This window comes from Kitasatospora sp. DSM 101779 (assembly GCF_025655475.1).
Classification (GTDB): Bacteria; Actinomycetota; Actinomycetes; order Streptomycetales; family Streptomycetaceae; genus Kitasatospora.
The window spans coordinates 1,358,506-1,372,827 of the sequence record NZ_JAHTIK010000001.1 but is presented as its reverse complement, the minus strand read 5'-3'; the positions used below and the strand labels follow the sequence as shown (position 1 = coordinate 1,372,827).

The 14,322-nt window shown below is 75.2% G+C and carries 16 protein-coding genes; 11 read left to right on the top strand and 5 right to left on the bottom strand.

Translation table 11 applies throughout. From position 1 onward, the window contains the following. Window positions 1–4: 4 nt before the first annotated feature. From KSNIM_RS06355 to KSNIM_RS06345, 3 genes are all read left to right on the top strand, one after another. Window positions 5–1,366, top strand: a complete 1,362-nt coding sequence (locus tag KSNIM_RS06355) for a hypothetical protein (RefSeq protein WP_263102241.1) — start codon at window positions 5–7, stop codon at window positions 1,364–1,366. Between the two features lie 122 nt (window positions 1,367–1,488). After that, window positions 1,489–2,532, top strand: a complete 1,044-nt coding sequence (locus tag KSNIM_RS06350; protein WP_263102240.1) for a zinc-dependent alcohol dehydrogenase family protein — start codon at window positions 1,489–1,491, stop codon at window positions 2,530–2,532. 46 nt (window positions 2,533–2,578) lie between these two features. Continuing rightward, window positions 2,579–3,046, top strand: a complete 468-nt coding sequence (locus tag KSNIM_RS06345; RefSeq protein ID WP_263102239.1) for a DUF3093 domain-containing protein — start codon at window positions 2,579–2,581, stop codon at window positions 3,044–3,046. Window positions 3,047–3,072: 26 nt separating this feature from the next. Here KSNIM_RS06345 and KSNIM_RS06340 read toward each other — a convergent pair whose 3' ends face one another. From KSNIM_RS06340 to KSNIM_RS06325, 4 genes are all read right to left on the bottom strand, one after another. Then, window positions 3,073–3,891 carry a serine/threonine protein kinase gene (locus KSNIM_RS06340; protein ID WP_263102238.1) on the bottom strand — a complete coding sequence of 273 codons (819 nt, stop codon included), beginning with the start codon at window positions 3,889–3,891 and terminating at the stop codon, window positions 3,073–3,075. After that, window positions 3,888–4,682, bottom strand: a complete 795-nt coding sequence (locus KSNIM_RS06335) for a hypothetical protein (protein WP_263102237.1) — start codon at window positions 4,680–4,682, stop codon at window positions 3,888–3,890. The genes KSNIM_RS06340 and KSNIM_RS06335 overlap by 4 nt, the downstream gene beginning before the upstream one ends. Window positions 4,683–4,973: 291 nt before the next feature. Next, complete coding sequence (locus KSNIM_RS06330) at window positions 4,974–5,309, bottom strand: YnfA family protein (RefSeq protein ID WP_263102236.1); 336 nt, start codon at window positions 5,307–5,309, stop codon at window positions 4,974–4,976. Between the two features lie 35 nt (window positions 5,310–5,344). Further along, on the bottom strand, window positions 5,345–6,205 hold the full coding sequence (locus KSNIM_RS06325; RefSeq protein ID WP_263102235.1) for a universal stress protein: 861 nt from the start codon (window positions 6,203–6,205) through the stop codon (window positions 5,345–5,347). 489 nt (window positions 6,206–6,694) lie between these two features. Between KSNIM_RS06325 and KSNIM_RS06320 the strand changes: the two genes are divergently transcribed. The 8 genes from KSNIM_RS06320 to KSNIM_RS06285 all read left to right on the top strand — a co-directional run bounded on the left by KSNIM_RS06320 (window position 6,695) and on the right by KSNIM_RS06285 (window position 13,980). Beyond that, window positions 6,695–7,402: a helix-turn-helix domain-containing protein gene (locus KSNIM_RS06320; protein WP_263102234.1), complete on the top strand. Its 708-nt coding sequence runs from the start codon at window positions 6,695–6,697 to the stop codon at window positions 7,400–7,402. 154 nt (window positions 7,403–7,556) lie between these two features. Next, entirely contained in the window at window positions 7,557–8,894 is a 1,338-nt protein-coding gene (locus tag KSNIM_RS06315; protein ID WP_263102233.1) for a cryptochrome/photolyase family protein, read from the top strand. A gap of 57 nt (window positions 8,895–8,951) precedes the next feature. Next, window positions 8,952–10,133: a permease gene (locus KSNIM_RS06310; protein WP_263102232.1), complete on the top strand. Its 1,182-nt coding sequence runs from the start codon at window positions 8,952–8,954 to the stop codon at window positions 10,131–10,133. A 72-nt stretch (window positions 10,134–10,205) separates the two neighbouring features. Next, on the top strand, window positions 10,206–11,720 hold the full coding sequence (locus KSNIM_RS06305; protein ID WP_263102231.1) for an MFS transporter: 1,515 nt from the start codon (window positions 10,206–10,208) through the stop codon (window positions 11,718–11,720). A gap of 116 nt (window positions 11,721–11,836) precedes the next feature. Next, on the top strand, window positions 11,837–11,995 hold the full coding sequence (locus tag KSNIM_RS06300; protein WP_263102230.1) for a DUF5670 family protein: 159 nt from the start codon (window positions 11,837–11,839) through the stop codon (window positions 11,993–11,995). Between the two features lie 195 nt (window positions 11,996–12,190). Beyond that, window positions 12,191–12,652 (top strand): ATP-binding protein, encoded by a 462-nt coding sequence (locus KSNIM_RS06295; RefSeq protein WP_263102229.1) that lies wholly within the window; start codon window positions 12,191–12,193, stop codon window positions 12,650–12,652. A 79-nt stretch (window positions 12,653–12,731) separates the two neighbouring features. Then, window positions 12,732–13,220, top strand: a complete 489-nt coding sequence (locus tag KSNIM_RS06290; RefSeq protein ID WP_263102228.1) for a hypothetical protein — start codon at window positions 12,732–12,734, stop codon at window positions 13,218–13,220. Between the two features lie 97 nt (window positions 13,221–13,317). Further along, window positions 13,318–13,980: an HAD family hydrolase gene (locus tag KSNIM_RS06285; RefSeq protein WP_263102227.1), complete on the top strand. Its 663-nt coding sequence runs from the start codon at window positions 13,318–13,320 to the stop codon at window positions 13,978–13,980. Between the two features lie 28 nt (window positions 13,981–14,008). Here the strand turns inward: KSNIM_RS06285 and KSNIM_RS06280 are convergent, their stop codons facing one another. Beyond that, entirely contained in the window at window positions 14,009–14,317 is a 309-nt protein-coding gene (locus KSNIM_RS06280; RefSeq protein WP_263102226.1) for a DUF3040 domain-containing protein, read from the bottom strand. Window positions 14,318–14,322 lie beyond the last annotated feature (5 nt).

Below are 14,322 nucleotides of genomic sequence, written 5' to 3'. Positions count from 1 at the left end.
ATCCATGGACCGCATCTCCCTGACCCGCGCGTACCTGGCCGAGCTGGCCCGGATCGGACCCGGAGCCGACACCCCGGCGGTCGGCCCGGTCGGCTCGGAGTTCCTCGACGGGATGTACGAGGGCCGGTACCTGACCCGGCCGCTGTTCCTCGGCCACGCCGAACAGGTGCAGCTCCACGCCGACCTGGAGAACCTGCGCAGCGCCCTGGCGTCCCTGCCGGACCTGCTCTTCGGCGGCGACTTCGAGGCGTTCGCCCGCGCGGTCGGGCTGACCGACGTCCAGGTCTCCGCCGTGATGCGCGGCCGGGGCGCGACGGTGAGCCGGCAGACCCGGGCCGACCTCTACGTCGACGACACCGGCTTCAAACTGCTCGAACTCAACATCGGCAGTGCCGTCGGCGGCATGGACAACCCCGACATGTGCCGGGAGCTGCTCGCCCGCCCGCACCTCGCGGACTTCGCCGAGCGCCACGAGCTCGGCTTCGTGGACTCGCTGCGCGAACAGGTCAACAACATCGTGGTGGAGAGCGGGTTCGGCCCCGGGGACAGCCCCGTGGTCGCGCTGACCGACTGGCCGGACGGCTACGGGCGGATGCTGCCCTACATGGAGGCGCTCTGCGACCGCTGGGGCGAGTTCGGGCTGGAGGCCCACCCGTGCCACGTCGGCCAGCTGGAGGCGCGGGACGGCCGGGTCTGGCTCGGCGAGAAGGCGGTCGACATCGTCTTCCGGGTGTTCCTGATCGGCGACCTGCTCAAGTCCCCGCAGGCCCTGCAGCTGGTCCACCCGATCCTCGACGCCGCCGAGCGCGGCGAGGTCCGGATCTTCACTCCGCTGGACTCGGCCGTGTACGCCAGCAAGGGCGCCCTCGCCCTGCTCTCCGACGAGCGGAACCGGGGCCTGTTCGGCGCCGACGTGCTCGCCAGCCTCGACCGGATCCTCACCTGGACGCGGATGGTCCGCCCCGGTCCGGTCACCCTGGAGAACGGGGAGTCCGTCGACCTCGTCGAGTACGCCCTGGCCCACCAGCAGGACCTGGTGCTCAAGCCCACCTCGCTCGCCGGCGGATCCGGGGTGCTGCCCGGCTGGACGGAGGGTCTGACCGCCGACGAGTGGAGCGAGCACGTCCACGCGGCGCTCGACCGACCGTACATCCTGCAGCGGCGGGTCCGGCCGACGGTCGAGCTCTTCGCCGACGACAACGGCGAACTCCACCCCTGGACGCCGCTCTGGGGGGTCTTCACCGTGGTCAACGGCCACGGCGGCGCCTACATCCGCGCCACCCCCGCCACCACCGGCGGTCTCGTCGTCAACCTCGCCACCGGAGCGCACGCCGGTCCCGTCCTGTACGAACTGTCCCCCCGCTGAGCGGCCGTCCGGGCCCTGCGGGTCGGCGGCGGGGCCGACCGGCCCATGGCGGGCGGCCCCGCCGGGGGGGACGGTGGAGGTGTACCGCCATCCGTGCCGCACCGCCGAGGAGTGAGCAGGACATGAAGGCACTCACCTACCACGGGCCCGGTCGCCGCACCTGGGGAGAGGTGCCCGACCCGGCCGTCCGCGACCCGGAGGACGCCGTCGTCCGGGTGGACGCCGTCACCATCTGCGGAACCGACCTGCACATCCTCAAGGGCGACGTGCCGGACGTCGCCGAGGGCCGCGTCCTCGGGCACGAGGCCGTCGGCACGGTCGTCCGGACCGGCCCCGGGGTGCGCACCGTCCGGCCGGGCGACCGCGTCCTGGTGTCCTGCATCTCCGCCTGCGGCCGGTGCCCCTCCTGCCGCGAGGCGGCCTACGGCCAGTGCACCGGGGGCGGCGGCTGGATCCTCGGCCACCTGGTCGACGGCACCCAGGCCGAGTACGTCCGCACCCCCTTCGCCGACAACTCCCTGCACCGGCTGCCGCCCGAGGTCTCCGACGAGGCCGCGCTGATGCTCGCCGACATCCTGCCGACCGCCTACGAGGTGGGCGTCCGCAACGGCCGCGTCGAACCCGGCGACGCCGTCGCCGTGGTCGGCGCCGGACCGATCGGGCTCGCCGCGGTCATCACCGCCCGGCTGTACAGCCCCGGCCGGATCGTCGTCGTCGACCCCGACGAGGGCCGCCTCGACGCGGCGAAGCGGCTCGGCGCCGACGAGGTGCTGACGCTGCAGCAGGCCACCGACGAGGCCGTGCGGGCGCTCGGCCGCGACGACCGCGGCGTCGACACCGCGATCGAGGCCGTCGGCGTGCCCGAGTCCTTCGAACTGTGCACCCGGGTGGTCCGCCCACGCGGACGGGTCGCCAACGTCGGCGTCCACGGCCGGGCCGCCACCCTGCACCTCGAAGACCTCTGGATCAAGGACGTCACCATCACCACCGGCCTGGTCGACACCAGCTCCACCCCGCGGCTGCTCGCCATGCTCGCCGCCGGCCGGCTGGAGGCCGCCGGCCTGGTCACCCACCGCTTCGGCCTCGACGAGATGCCGGAGGCCTACGACGTCTTCGGCGCGGCGGCCGACCACGGCGCCCTCAAGGTCGCGCTGTTCCGCACCTGACGTGCCGACAACCGGCGGCCCGTAAGGACGTGGCAGCATCGGCGACGTGGTGATCTACGACGAACGGCTCTCCGTCCCGGTGCGCTGGTGGCTGGCCGCCACGGCGGCCGCCGCCGGCCTGGCCGCGGCACTGCTCCCGGTCGGACCGCTGCCCGCGGCGGCCGGCGGCGCCCTGCTGCTGGCGGTGACCGCCTGGGCGCTGCGCGGCTACGGCGCGGTGCGGATCCGGGTCTGCGACGGGGTGCTGGTGGCCGGGCAGATCGTGCTGCGGGCCGAGCACTTCGGCGGGATCGAGGTCCTCGACGAGGCCGAGGCGCTGGCCTGGCGCACCCGGCGGGCCGGCCCGCGGGCCCGGCTGCTGATGCGCGGCTTCCTGCCGCAGGCCGTCCGGGTCGACATCGTCGACCCGTCCCTGCTCTGCCCGTTCGTCTACCTCTCCACCCGCCGCCCGGCCGAACTGGCCGGAGCCCTCGCCGACGCCCGCGCCCGGTACGGCGTCCGCACCGCCGCCTGAGCCGCCCACCGGGACCCCGGTCGCCCTCAGCGGCTTCCGGCGGCCCGCCAGGCGGCGGCGAGGGCGGCGACGGTCGGGTGGCGCCGGGACGGATCGGGGTCGGTCGCCCGGGCGATCACGCCGAGGCGGGCCGGGCCGCCGCGCCAGGCGCGCTCCTCGTCCCCGGCGTCCAGCAGCAGGCGGGCGGCGCGGCCCAGCGTGAACACCGTCGACCGGGTGTCGATCACGGCGCCCCGCGTGCACTGTTCCGGAGCGAGATAGCGGCGCGAGCCCGGCAGCCGGTCCTCCGTCAGCACGAACGGGCCGGGCCGGTACTCGTCCAGGTCGACCAGGCGCAGGTTGCGCGCCGCGAAGTCGTAGAGCATCGAGCCGTCGTAGAGGTCCACGGCGACAAAACCGGCTGCCTCGACCGCGAGGTGGGCGTCCAGCAGCACGTCCACCGCCGCCAGGACGTCCGGCAGCGGCAGCGCCCGGAACCGGGCCATCGGGCTGTCCGGGTCCGTCCGGTCGCCCGAACGCCCGGCCACCGGGTGGTACAGCACCTGCCCGGGACACCACGGCAGGACGACCGCCGGACGCCCGTCCGCGGTGAACCCGTGCACCTGCGGCACGATCGCCGGATGCCGGACGGCCCGGTGCAGCACCCGGCCGCGGAGCACCGGGGCGGTGGCCGCGTCCGTCCGGGCCGCCTTGACGAACCAGCGCTCCCCGGAGGGCAGCTCGACGCCGTAGGAGTGGCACCCCGAGTCCTGCGCCCGGAAGGCCGCGAAGACCGTGCCGAGGCGGCCGAGGCAGGACTCCAGGTCGGCGACCTCACGGAGGGCGAGGAGCGGACGGCCGGTCACCGGGCGCCGCCGGTCAGCAGTCGCCAGGGCGCGGTGAGCAGGGCCGCCTCGGCCGGCTCCAGCAGATCCGGTGCGCCGAGGACCATCGCGGCGCCGAGCAGCGCGTCCGCGGCAGCGGACCAGGCCGGGGCGAGGCGTGTCCCGCGCTCCTCGGTGTCCTCGTCCTCGCCGTCCTCGTCGCGCCGGTCGGCGGTGAAGGCCGCCGCGCCGCCCCGCGTGAGGGCACTCGCACGGACGGCGGCGTGCACGGCGAGGAAGCCGTGGCCGATCGGTGAGCCCACGCGTCCCGCACCTGGGATCAGCAGGGTGGCCGCGTGGTCGGAGCCCAGGTAAGGCCCGGGGTTGGGCTGGTCGACGAGCCAGCGGTCCCAGGCCGCGGCGTAGGCGGCCCGGCCGGCATCGGTGCACGCGGGGGCCAGCCGGCCGACGGCGGCCGGGGTGAGGGCGGCGGCCGCGTCCGCGACCCGGGCGACCTCCTCGCCCGCGGGGCCGAACAGCACGCCGGGGGAGAGCTCCGCCAGGACGTCCACGGCGTGTGCGCGGCTGTGGCCGGCGCTCGGTGCGAACCCCTCGTTCGCCCGGCGCAGCGACTCCCGGACGTCGGCGTCCGCGGGCGCGACGGCCGCCACCCGGAACAGCCGCCCGGGCCAGCGCGTCACATGGACCCGGTCGAGGGTGTGCACCACCACGAGCCACGGCGGCCCACCGGAGTCCATGGCGACCCGCCGCCCGACCTCGGCACCGGCCATCGGCCCGGTGTCGCCCCCACCCACGTACACGTAACCGCTCACCACGGCGGCCATGGTAGGGCCCGTCCGACAGGTCCCGGGGTGCGTGTTCAGAGGCATCCGGCACCCACAGGGACGCCGGGGGCACCTCCCGGCCGGAGGCTGGGGTCGGAACTGCGCGACCCGGATGCGGATCGCCGTACACATCCGGGGTCGGACCTTGGCACTCCGGTGCCCGCCACCGGACTGCGCAGTCCCCCGGCCTTCGGCCCGGAGGTGGCCCCAGCGCCCCTGAATCAGCCACCCGACTGCCCTTCGGGACATGCGCCAGGGGCGGACGGCGGCATGCGGGAGTCAGTGCCCGCGCGGTGCGTACATGATGACGGCCACGCCGGCCAGGCAGACCAGGGCGCCGACCACGTCGTAGCGGTCCGGGCGGTAGCCGTCGACGACCATGCCCCAGGCGAGCGAGCCCGCGACGAAGACGCCGCCGTACGCGGCCAGGATCCGGCCGAAGTTCGCGTCGTCCTGCAGGGTCGCGACGAAGCCGTACGCGCCGAGGGCCAGCACGCCGGCGCCGATCCACGCCCACCCGCGGTGCTCCCGGGTGCCCTGCCACACCAGCCAGGCACCGCCGATCTCGAGGAGCGCGGCGAGCAGGAACAGCAGGACGGAACGCAGGACGGTCATGCCCCCGACCCTAGGGTAGTGCGGGGGAGCGGCCGTCAGTGGTAGGGGACCACCGCCACCGGGCAGTTGACGTGGTGGATCGCCGCGTGGGTCACCGGCCCGACGTGGCCGCCGAAGGTCACCCGACGGTCGTGCCGGCCGACCACCAGCAGGCCGATGTCCTCGCCGACGGCCTCCACCACCGCGAGGGCGGCGCTGCCCGGCACCACGGTCGCGTCCACCCCGACGTCCGGATACCTGTCGCGCCACGGCTGCAGCGCCTCGGTGAGCGCCTGCTCCTCGGCCGTCGCCAGGTCCGCGGAGATCGCCGCGATCGCGCCGAAGGCCATGTACTCGCTGCCCGCCGGCGGGCCGGCCGCGTGCAGCACCCGCAGCGGAACCATGCGCTGCGCGGCGGCCCGGAAGGCGAAGTCCAGCACCTGGGGGCAGTCGTGGCGGAGGTCCAGGGCGAGCGCGACCGGACGGCGGGCCGGTGCCTGCCCGGTCTCGCCGCCGGCCCGGACGAGCACCACCGGGCAGCCGGCCCTGGCCAGCACCTCCTGGCTGACCGAGCCGACCAGGAACCCGCGCAGGGTGCTCAGGCCCCGCGAGCCCAGCACCAGGACGGAGGCCTTCTCGCCGGCGGCCGTCAGCGCGGCGGCGGGCGCGTCCGGCACCAGCCGGGAGCTCACCGGGACGTCGCCCGCGGCCGCCCGGACGGCGGCCTCCCGATCGGCGAGCTGCCGCCTGACCCACCGGTCCGCGTCCTCCCCGCCGAGGACGTGGTGCTTGGGCCACGGCCAGGCCTGGACGAGTTCCAGCGGCAGCCCGCGCAGTGCCGCCTCGGCGGTGGCCCACTGCAGGGCGGCGATGCTCTCGGCCGAGCCGTCGTAGCCGACGACGACGGGTCCGTTCACGGGATCCTCCCGGGTGGTGCGATCGTTCTGTGCCGGTACGGCCTCACCGGGGTACGGCGGGACGGCGTGCGGCGGGTGCGCGGGTGGCGCCCGGAGCGGGCGGCCGGGACGCGGCCGTGCCGCGTGCGCCCCATCGCACCAGTCTTGCGCGGCCGGGGACAGGGCCGGACGGCCCTACCCCGGACGGCCGTGGGGGGAACGTCCGGCGCCGGTGGGGCGAACCGCGCCGACCGGTACGGCAGAGGGGTACAGCCCGCCCGCCGGCCCGGCCACGCGCATGCCCCGCCGGGGTACCGCCGCACGGTGCGAAGGGAAGGCGGCGAAGTGCCCGGGCGGTACCGCCCCGTTCGGCGGACCCCCGGCCCCCCGAGGACCCGGAGGCCTGGCGGTCCGAGCGGTCACGGGCTCTACTGGGCGGGACAGCCGCGCGGACCACGCCGCCGACAGCGCGGGCCGGGTGCGCCCGCCGCGCCCGCCGGGAGGACAGCCGTGAACGACAACGCCCCGACCGAGCCCGGCCACGCCCCGAGCGGGGACGCGTCGCCCGGCCCGGGCGAGCCGGACCCCACCGAGATCGCCCGCCGCATCGACGAACGCCGCGACGCCCTCGGTCTCAGCGAGGCCGAACTCGCCGCCAAGGCCGGGATGGCGACCCGCTACCTGCAGCACCTCGCCGAGGCCGGACCGGCTTTCGACCCCGGCGGGTTCCTCCGCCTCGCGAGCGCGCTCGGCCTCAGCCACCGGGAGCTCGTCGAGGGCGGCACCGACCGGCCGCCCGGCCAGGGCAGGGCCCCGGAGCACCCGGTGCTCGTCCAGCTCGGCGTCCGCGAGTGCTGGGAGCGGATCGGCGACCACGGCGTCGGACGGGTCGCCCTCCCCGCCGGGCCGGGCCCGGCCGTCCTGCCGGTGAACTACGTCGTCGACGCCCGCACGATCGCCTACCGGACGACCCCGCACAGCGCCGCCGCGCCCGACACCGGCACCACCCTCTCGTTCCAGATCGACCGGATCGACGAGAAGCTCAGCCGCGGCTGGAGCGTGCTGCTGGCCGGCACCGCCGAGCATGTGACCACGCACGAGGAGATCGAGCGGCTGAACCGGCACCCCGGGTCCGAGCCGTGGGCGGGCGGCGACAACCCGCTGTGGATCCGGATCCGGCCCACCCGGGTCACCGGCCGCCGCGTCGGCTCGCTCTGACACCCGGCTCACCGTGAAGCCAGGCTGTGACGCCGGGCCCGCTGTGACATCCCGGACGGGCCGCAGGGTTTGGCCGGCCCTGTCCGGCCCGGGCGGGGGACACGCCGCGCGGCGCCGCCGGCACGGCGGCGCCGGTCGCTAGCCTGGCCGGGCCATGACGATCGCCATCGCCCTGCTCACCCAGGACCTCCGCCTGCACGACAACCCGGTGCTGCACGCCGCCGCCCGCAGCGCCGACGAGGTCGTCCCGCTCTTCGTCCTCGACCCCGCCGTCGAGGCGGCCGGCTTCGCCGCCCCCAACCGCCGGACCTTCCTCGCGGACTGCCTGGCCGACCTGGACACCTCGCTGCGCCGGATCGGCGGGCGGCTGGTGATCCGCCGGGGCCCCGCCGTGGCGGAGACGGCACGGCTGGCCGAGGAGACCGGCGCGGTCGCCGTCCACGTCGCCGCCGGCGTCAGCTCCTTCGCGCGGCGCCGCGAGACCGGCCTGCGGGAACACCTCGGTGACCGCCTCCAGGTGCACGACGGCGCCCTCACCGCGCTGCCGCCCGGCGCCGCCGTACCCGCCGGCAAGGACCACTACGCCGTCTTCACCCCGTACTTCCGGGCCTGGCAGCAGAGCACCCGCCGCGCGCCGCACCGGCCACCCCGGAGCCTGCGCACCCCCGCGGGCCTCGCCGGGGCGGACCCCGCCGCCGTCCGCCCCGGGCACGCCGACTCACCGGGACTCCTGCCGGGCGGGGAGACCGAGGCCCGCAGACGGTGGGAGGCCTGGGACGTCACCGCCTACGCGGAGGTGCACGACGACCTGGCGGCCGACGCGACGTCACGCCTCTCCCCCTACCTGCACTTCGGCTGCCTGTCCGCGACCGAGCTGGTCGACCTCGCCGAACGCCGCGGCGGCCCCGGTGCGGAGGCCTTCGTCCGGCAGCTCGTCTGGCGGGACTTCCACCACCAGGTGCTCGCCGCCCGGCCGGAGGCCGCCTGGCAGGACTACCGCACCAAGGGCGACCGGTGGCGCGAGGACTCCCGCGAGGCCGAGGCCTGGCGGGAGGGCCGCACCGGCTTCCCCGTGGTCGACGCCGGGATGCGCCAACTCGCCCACGAGGGCTGGATGCACAACCGCGCCCGGCTGCTCACCGCCTCCTTCCTCACCAAGACGCTGTACCAGGACTGGCGGACCGGCGCCCGGCACTTCCTGCGCCTGCTGGTGGACGGCGACCTCGCCAACAACCAGCTCAACTGGCAGTGGGTGGCCGGCACCGGCACGGACACCCGGCCCAACCGGGTGCTCAACCCGCTGACCCAGGCCGACCGCCTGGACCCGGACGGCGCCTACGTGCGGCGCTGGGTGCCCGAACTCGCCGACATCCGGGGCCGGGCCGTCCACCGGCCCTGGCTGCTCGACCGCCCGCCGGCCCACTACCCGAGGCCCCTGGTCGACCCGGGTGAGGCGGCCGCACGGCTGCGCCACGGCCGGGGCCTCGATTGACCCGGCGGGACCGGCCACCCGCGTACCACCCGTGAACCGCCCGACCTGGGAGGCCGAATGGACGCCCTGCTGCACGCGCTGAAGATCACCGGCGCGATGACCTGGGAGATCACCTGGGCGCTGATCCTCGGCTTCCTGCTGTCGGCGATCGTCCAGGCGGTGGTCCACCGGGAGACGGTCGCCCGGGCGCTGGGCGACGCCCGCCCGCGGACCCTGGCGCTCGCCTCCGGCCTCGGCATGGCCTCGTCCTCCTGCTCGTACGCCGCCGTGGCGCTCGCCCGCTCGCTGTTCCGCAAGGGCGCGGACTTCACCGCGGCGATGGCCTTCGAGATCGCCTCGACCAACCTGGTGGTCGAACTCGGCGTGATCCTCGCCCTGCTGATGGGCTGGCAGTTCACGGCGGCCGAGTTCACCGGCGGACCGATCATGATCGTCGTCCTGGCCCTGCTCTTCCGGCGGTTCCTGCGGGCGCCGATGGTCCGGGAGGCGCGGGAGCACGCCGACCGCGGGGCGGCCGGCTCGATGGAGGGCCACGCCGCGATGGACATGGGCGTGCGGCGCGGCGGAGGCTTCTTCCGCCGGCTGGCCTCGCCCGAGGGCTTCACCTCGGTCTCGCACGTCTTCGTGATGGAGTGGGCCGCGATCCTGCGGGACCTCGTCCTCGGCCTGCTGATCGCCGGGGCGGTCGCCGCCTGGGTGCCGGACTCCTTCTGGGAGGCCTTCTTCTTCACCGGGCACCCGGTGGCGGCCAAGATCTGGGGCCCGCTGATCGGGCCGGTCGTGTCGATCGCCTCGTTCGTCTGCTCGGTCGGCAACGTGCCGCTCGCGGTGGTGCTCTGGAAGGGCGGCATCAGCTTCGGGGGCGTGGTCTCGTTCATCTTCGCCGACCTGCTGATCCTGCCGATCCTCAACATCTACCGGAAGTACTACGGGCGGCGGACGACGCTCTTCCTGCTCGGCACCTTCTACACCGCCATGGTGGCCGCCGGGTACGCCGTCGAGATCGTCTTCGGCGCGCTCGGCCTGATCCCCGACCAGGCGGACGCCACGGTGCCCTCCGAGGGGGTGCGCTGGGACTACACGACCTGGCTCAACATCCTCTTCCTGCTGCTCGCCGCGGTGCTGCTGGTCCGCTTCTTCCGGACCGGCGGAGCCGGGATGCTGCGCGCGATGGGCGGCGCCCCCGATGCGGCGCGGCACGACCACGGCACCGTCCCCGGGGCCGGCCCGTCCGTGTGATCGCGCCGCGGCGGGGCAGGCGCCTCCCCGGACGGGGCGACCGGGCCCCGCGGCAGCGAACGGAGGCCGACCATGACCGAGTCTGTGCCACCCTCAGGACACGCCACCCGCGCAGACCGGGCGAGCAGCCCGTCGAGCCGCACGATCCGGACGAACGTGCCGGCCCGCCTGGACCGGTTGCCCTGGTCGCGCTGGCACTGGCGCATCGTCATCGGCCTCGGGACGGTCTGGATCCTCGACGGCCTCGAAGTCACCATCGTCGGCAACATGGCCTCCCGGCTCGCCGAGTCCGGCAGCGGCATCGACATCAGCGCCGCCCAGGTGACCACCACCGCCGCGGCCCTCTACGTCGCCGGCGCGTGCAGCGGCGCCCTCTTCTTCGGCTGGCTGACCGACCGCCTCGGCCGGAAGAAGCTCTTCATGGTGACGCTCGGCGTCTACCTCGCGGCCACCGCCGTGACGGCCCTCTCCTGGACACCCTGGTTCTTCTTCCTCTGCCGGTTCTTCACCGGCTTCGGCATCGGCGGCGAGTACGCGGCGATCAACTCCGCGATCGACGAGCTGATCCCGGCCAGGGTTCGCGGCCGGGTCGATCTGATCATCAACGGCAGCTTCTGGATCGGCGCCGCGATCGGCGCCTTCGCCTCGATCGCGCTGCTGAACACCGCGCTGTTCGCGACCGACGTCGGCTGGCGGCTCTCCTTCGCCCTCGGCGTCGTCCTGGGCCTCGCCATCCTGCTGGTGCGGCGGCACGTCCCGGAGAGCCCGCGCTGGCTGTTCACCCACGGACGCGCCGAGGACGCCGAACGCCTGGTCGACGACGTGGAACGGACGGTCGCCGAGGAGACCGGAGAGCAACTCCCGCCCGCCACCGAGGAGATCACCATCAGGCCCAGGGGCCCTCTCGGCTTCATCACCATCGCCCGGACGGTGACCTCCACCTACCCGCGGCGGACGATCCTCGGCCTCGCCCTCTTCGTCGGCCAGGCGTTTCTCTACAACTCCGTCACCTTCGGCTACGCGGTGATCCTGACGACGTTCTTCGACGTGCCGGACGGCAACACCGGCTACTACTTCGCCGTCATCGCCGTCGGAAACTTCCTCGGACCGCTGCTGCTCGGCCACCTCTTCGACTCGGTCGGCCGCAAACCGATGATCGCCGGCACCTACATCGGTTCGGGCGTCCTGCTCTTCCTGACGGCGTACCTCTTCCAGCAGGGCGCGCTCGACGCGACGACCATGACGGTGTGCTGGACGGCCGTGCTGTTCCTCGCCTCCGCCGGCGCGAGCGCCGCCTACCTGACCGTCAGCGAGATCTTCCCGCTGGAGACCAGGGCGCTGTGCATCGCCTTCTTCTACGCCGTCGGCACCGCGATCGGCGGCATCACCGGACCGCTGCTCTTCAACAGCCTGGTCAGCAGCGGCAAGACCGCCGACACCACGCTCGCCTTCTCGATCGGCGCGGCGCTGATGGTGCTGGCCGGCCTCGTCGAGGCGGCGATCGGGGTGAAGGCGGAGCGTCGCAGCCTGGAGTCGCTCGCCGCACCGCTCAGCCAGGTGCAGGCCGCGGCGGCCGGGCCGTCCTGACCCCGTCGTCGTTACACCCGTCCCGGCCGGGAGGAGGCCGTGCCACCTGCGGTTCCTCCGCCCGGCCGGGTTCATTCCGGCGGAGCCGGGCACACGCGGAACCGGAGGTGTTTTCCATGATCGCACTGCTTCTCGTACTCCTGCTGATCCTCATCCTGTTCGGTGCCGGGTTCGCGGTGAACATGCTCTGGTGGGTGGCCCTCGTGCTGCTCGTGGTGTGGGTGGTCGGGTTCTTCGCCCGCAGCGGGTCGGGCGGCCGCTGGTACCGCTGGTAGCCGGACGGGCATCCGCGGGGCATCCACGGGGCACGGGAGGGGACAGTCGCTCCACGAGAGCGGTGGGCGCACAGCCCGCGGGCCACCGGCCGAGCCGGCGGCCCGCCGTGCCGCGAACGCGGCCGGGGGCGGCGGAACGGAGGAGGACGGAGCGGCACGGCCGGGCGGGCGGGCCGACGACGACGGGGTGAGGACATGGCGAAGGGCATCGGACGGACCCGGTGCACGGCCGGGGCCGCGCGCTCCGTCTCCGCACGCCGCCGGTGCTACTTCGGCACGCCGGGGGACATCCGGTCGGGCCGCGACTTCACCACCAGGGTCCTGGACGAGTGGGGGCGACCGGGCGGCGAGGACCGCCGCGCCGACATGCTGCTGGTGGTCTCCGAACTGCTCTCCAACGCCCTCCTGCACGGCCGCAGCCCGATCGAGCTCACCCTGGTGCGGGACGGCCCGTGCGCACGGATCGAGGTCTTCGACACCGGCCCGGGCAGCCCCGCGCCGCGCGAACCGCGGGAGGCCGTCAACGCACCGGGCGGGCGCGGACTGCACATCGTCGACCGGCTGACCACCGACTGGGGGGTCGTCCGCCACCCCCGGGGCAAGACCGTCTGGGCGGACGTCAGCCTCAACCACCGGGAACGGCCCGCACATCGCTGACACCACCGGTGCATCGGACGGCACCGACCGGGCAGACGCGGGTGGGGAACCTCCCCGAACGTCTGAGAGGAGACAGCCGATGCTTGCGCTCGGACTCCTGCTGCTGGCGGCGACCGGTGCCTTCACCGGACTGCTGATCGCCGAGAACCCCGACGGACCGACCACCACGGTGACCATGTTCGGCAACGACCTCGCCACCATGAACAGCCTCGCGGTCTTCCTCGCGGGGATCGCGCTGACCCTGGTCCTCGTGTTCGGCTGCCTGCTGGTGCTGGCGGGCAGCCGCCGCCACCGCCGGCGCAGCGCCGAACTGCGCACCTCCCGCCGGGACCGCGCCGAGGCCGCCCCGGCGGAGCCGGCCGGCACCCCGCCGTACGCCTCGGCGCCGCAGCCACAGCCCTACGCCGACCGGGCACCGCTCGGCGGCGCCTCGGGCGGCCCGGCCGGCCCCGGCACGCAGGCCACGACCGCCGGGCCGCGGCCCGAGGACGCGGCGGCCGAACCGGCCCCGCAGACCGAGCCGCAGCCGAAGCGGCGGCCGGATCTGATCCACCGTCTCGGCCACTGAGCCCGGCCCGTCCGGGAACGCCGGGCGCGGGCATGCACCGTACGCCGCGCATGCCCGCGCCGCGCCGTCCGCACCGGTCCTCCGGAGGGAGACCAGCATGCCGTCCGCAGCCCTCTTCGACGTCGACGGAACCCTGCTCGACACCAGCTACCTGCACACCGCAGCCTGGTCGGAGGCGCTCGCCCAGTTCGGGTTCACCCCGGCGACGGCGCGCATCCACGGGGCGATCGGCATGGCCGGCGACCACCTGCTCGACCACCTGCTCGGACCCGACCGGGACCGTTCGCAGGACGCCGCGATCAGCGCCGCCCACCAGGCGCTGTACGCGCGGTTCTGGCCGCGGCTGCGCGCCTTCGACGGCGCGGCCGACCTGCTCCGCGAGGTCGCGTCGCGCGGGCGCCGGGTGGTGCTGGCCAGTTCCGCGTCCGGGCGCGACCTGGAGGTGATGCGGCGGGTGCTCGCGGCCGAGGACGTGCTCTGGTCGGCCACCGGCGCGGACGACGTCGAGGCCTCGAAACCCGCCCCCGACCTGGTGCACGCCGCGCTCGAACGGGCCGAGGCCGGCCCCGGCCAGGCCCTGTTCGTCGGCGACACCCGGTGGGACGTCCAGGCCGCCGCGGCGGCCGGCGTCCCGTGCATCGCCGTCACCTGCGGCGGGGTGGGGGAGTGCGACCTGCGGGCCGCAGGAGCGCTGGAGGTGCACGCCGACCCGGCGGCCCTGCTCGCGGCGCTCGACGACAGCGCGCTGGGCCGGGCCTGACCGCCGGGCTCGGGAACCCGGCCGCCACTCACCGCCCGCGGCGGGCCCGCCGGGTACTGCGGACGAGGGCGAGCACGGCGACCGCGGCCGCCGCCCCGCACACCACCCGCACCGCCACCGCCGCGGCCGGGACACCCGCGGTGGCGAGCCCGACCGCACAGACGGCCACCAACAGCAGCGCACACAGCGGCACCCGCCGCAGCGCCCGCCGGAGGCCGTCCAGCCGGCCCAGCCGCATCGTGCGGAGCCGCAGTTCGAGGTCCGCGTCCTGGCCGAGCCCGAGTTCTATCTGACGGAGTATCCGCCGTTCACGCCAGGAGAGGTCGGGACCGTCCACCGCCG

Excerpts from the sequence above, each read along its gene's own strand:
- KSNIM_RS06355 (WP_263102241.1), top strand. The coding sequence starts at position 5 with ATGGACCGCATCTCCCTGACCCGCGCGTACCTGGCCGAGCTGGCCCGG.
- KSNIM_RS06350 (WP_263102240.1), top strand. The coding sequence starts at position 1,489 with ATGAAGGCACTCACCTACCACGGGCCCGGTCGCCGCACCTGGGGAGAG.
- KSNIM_RS06330 (WP_263102236.1), bottom strand. The coding sequence starts at position 5,309 with ATGACCGTCCTGCGTTCCGTCCTGCTGTTCCTGCTCGCCGCGCTCCTC.
- KSNIM_RS06315 (WP_263102233.1), top strand. The coding sequence starts at position 7,557 with ATGACGATCGCCATCGCCCTGCTCACCCAGGACCTCCGCCTGCACGAC.
- KSNIM_RS06310 (WP_263102232.1), top strand. The coding sequence starts at position 8,952 with ATGGACGCCCTGCTGCACGCGCTGAAGATCACCGGCGCGATGACCTGG.
- KSNIM_RS06305 (WP_263102231.1), top strand. The coding sequence starts at position 10,206 with ATGACCGAGTCTGTGCCACCCTCAGGACACGCCACCCGCGCAGACCGG.
- KSNIM_RS06300 (WP_263102230.1), top strand. The coding sequence starts at position 11,837 with ATGATCGCACTGCTTCTCGTACTCCTGCTGATCCTCATCCTGTTCGGT.
- KSNIM_RS06295 (WP_263102229.1), top strand. The coding sequence starts at position 12,191 with ATGGCGAAGGGCATCGGACGGACCCGGTGCACGGCCGGGGCCGCGCGC.
- KSNIM_RS06290 (WP_263102228.1), top strand. The coding sequence starts at position 12,732 with ATGCTTGCGCTCGGACTCCTGCTGCTGGCGGCGACCGGTGCCTTCACC.
- KSNIM_RS06285 (WP_263102227.1), top strand. The coding sequence starts at position 13,318 with ATGCCGTCCGCAGCCCTCTTCGACGTCGACGGAACCCTGCTCGACACC.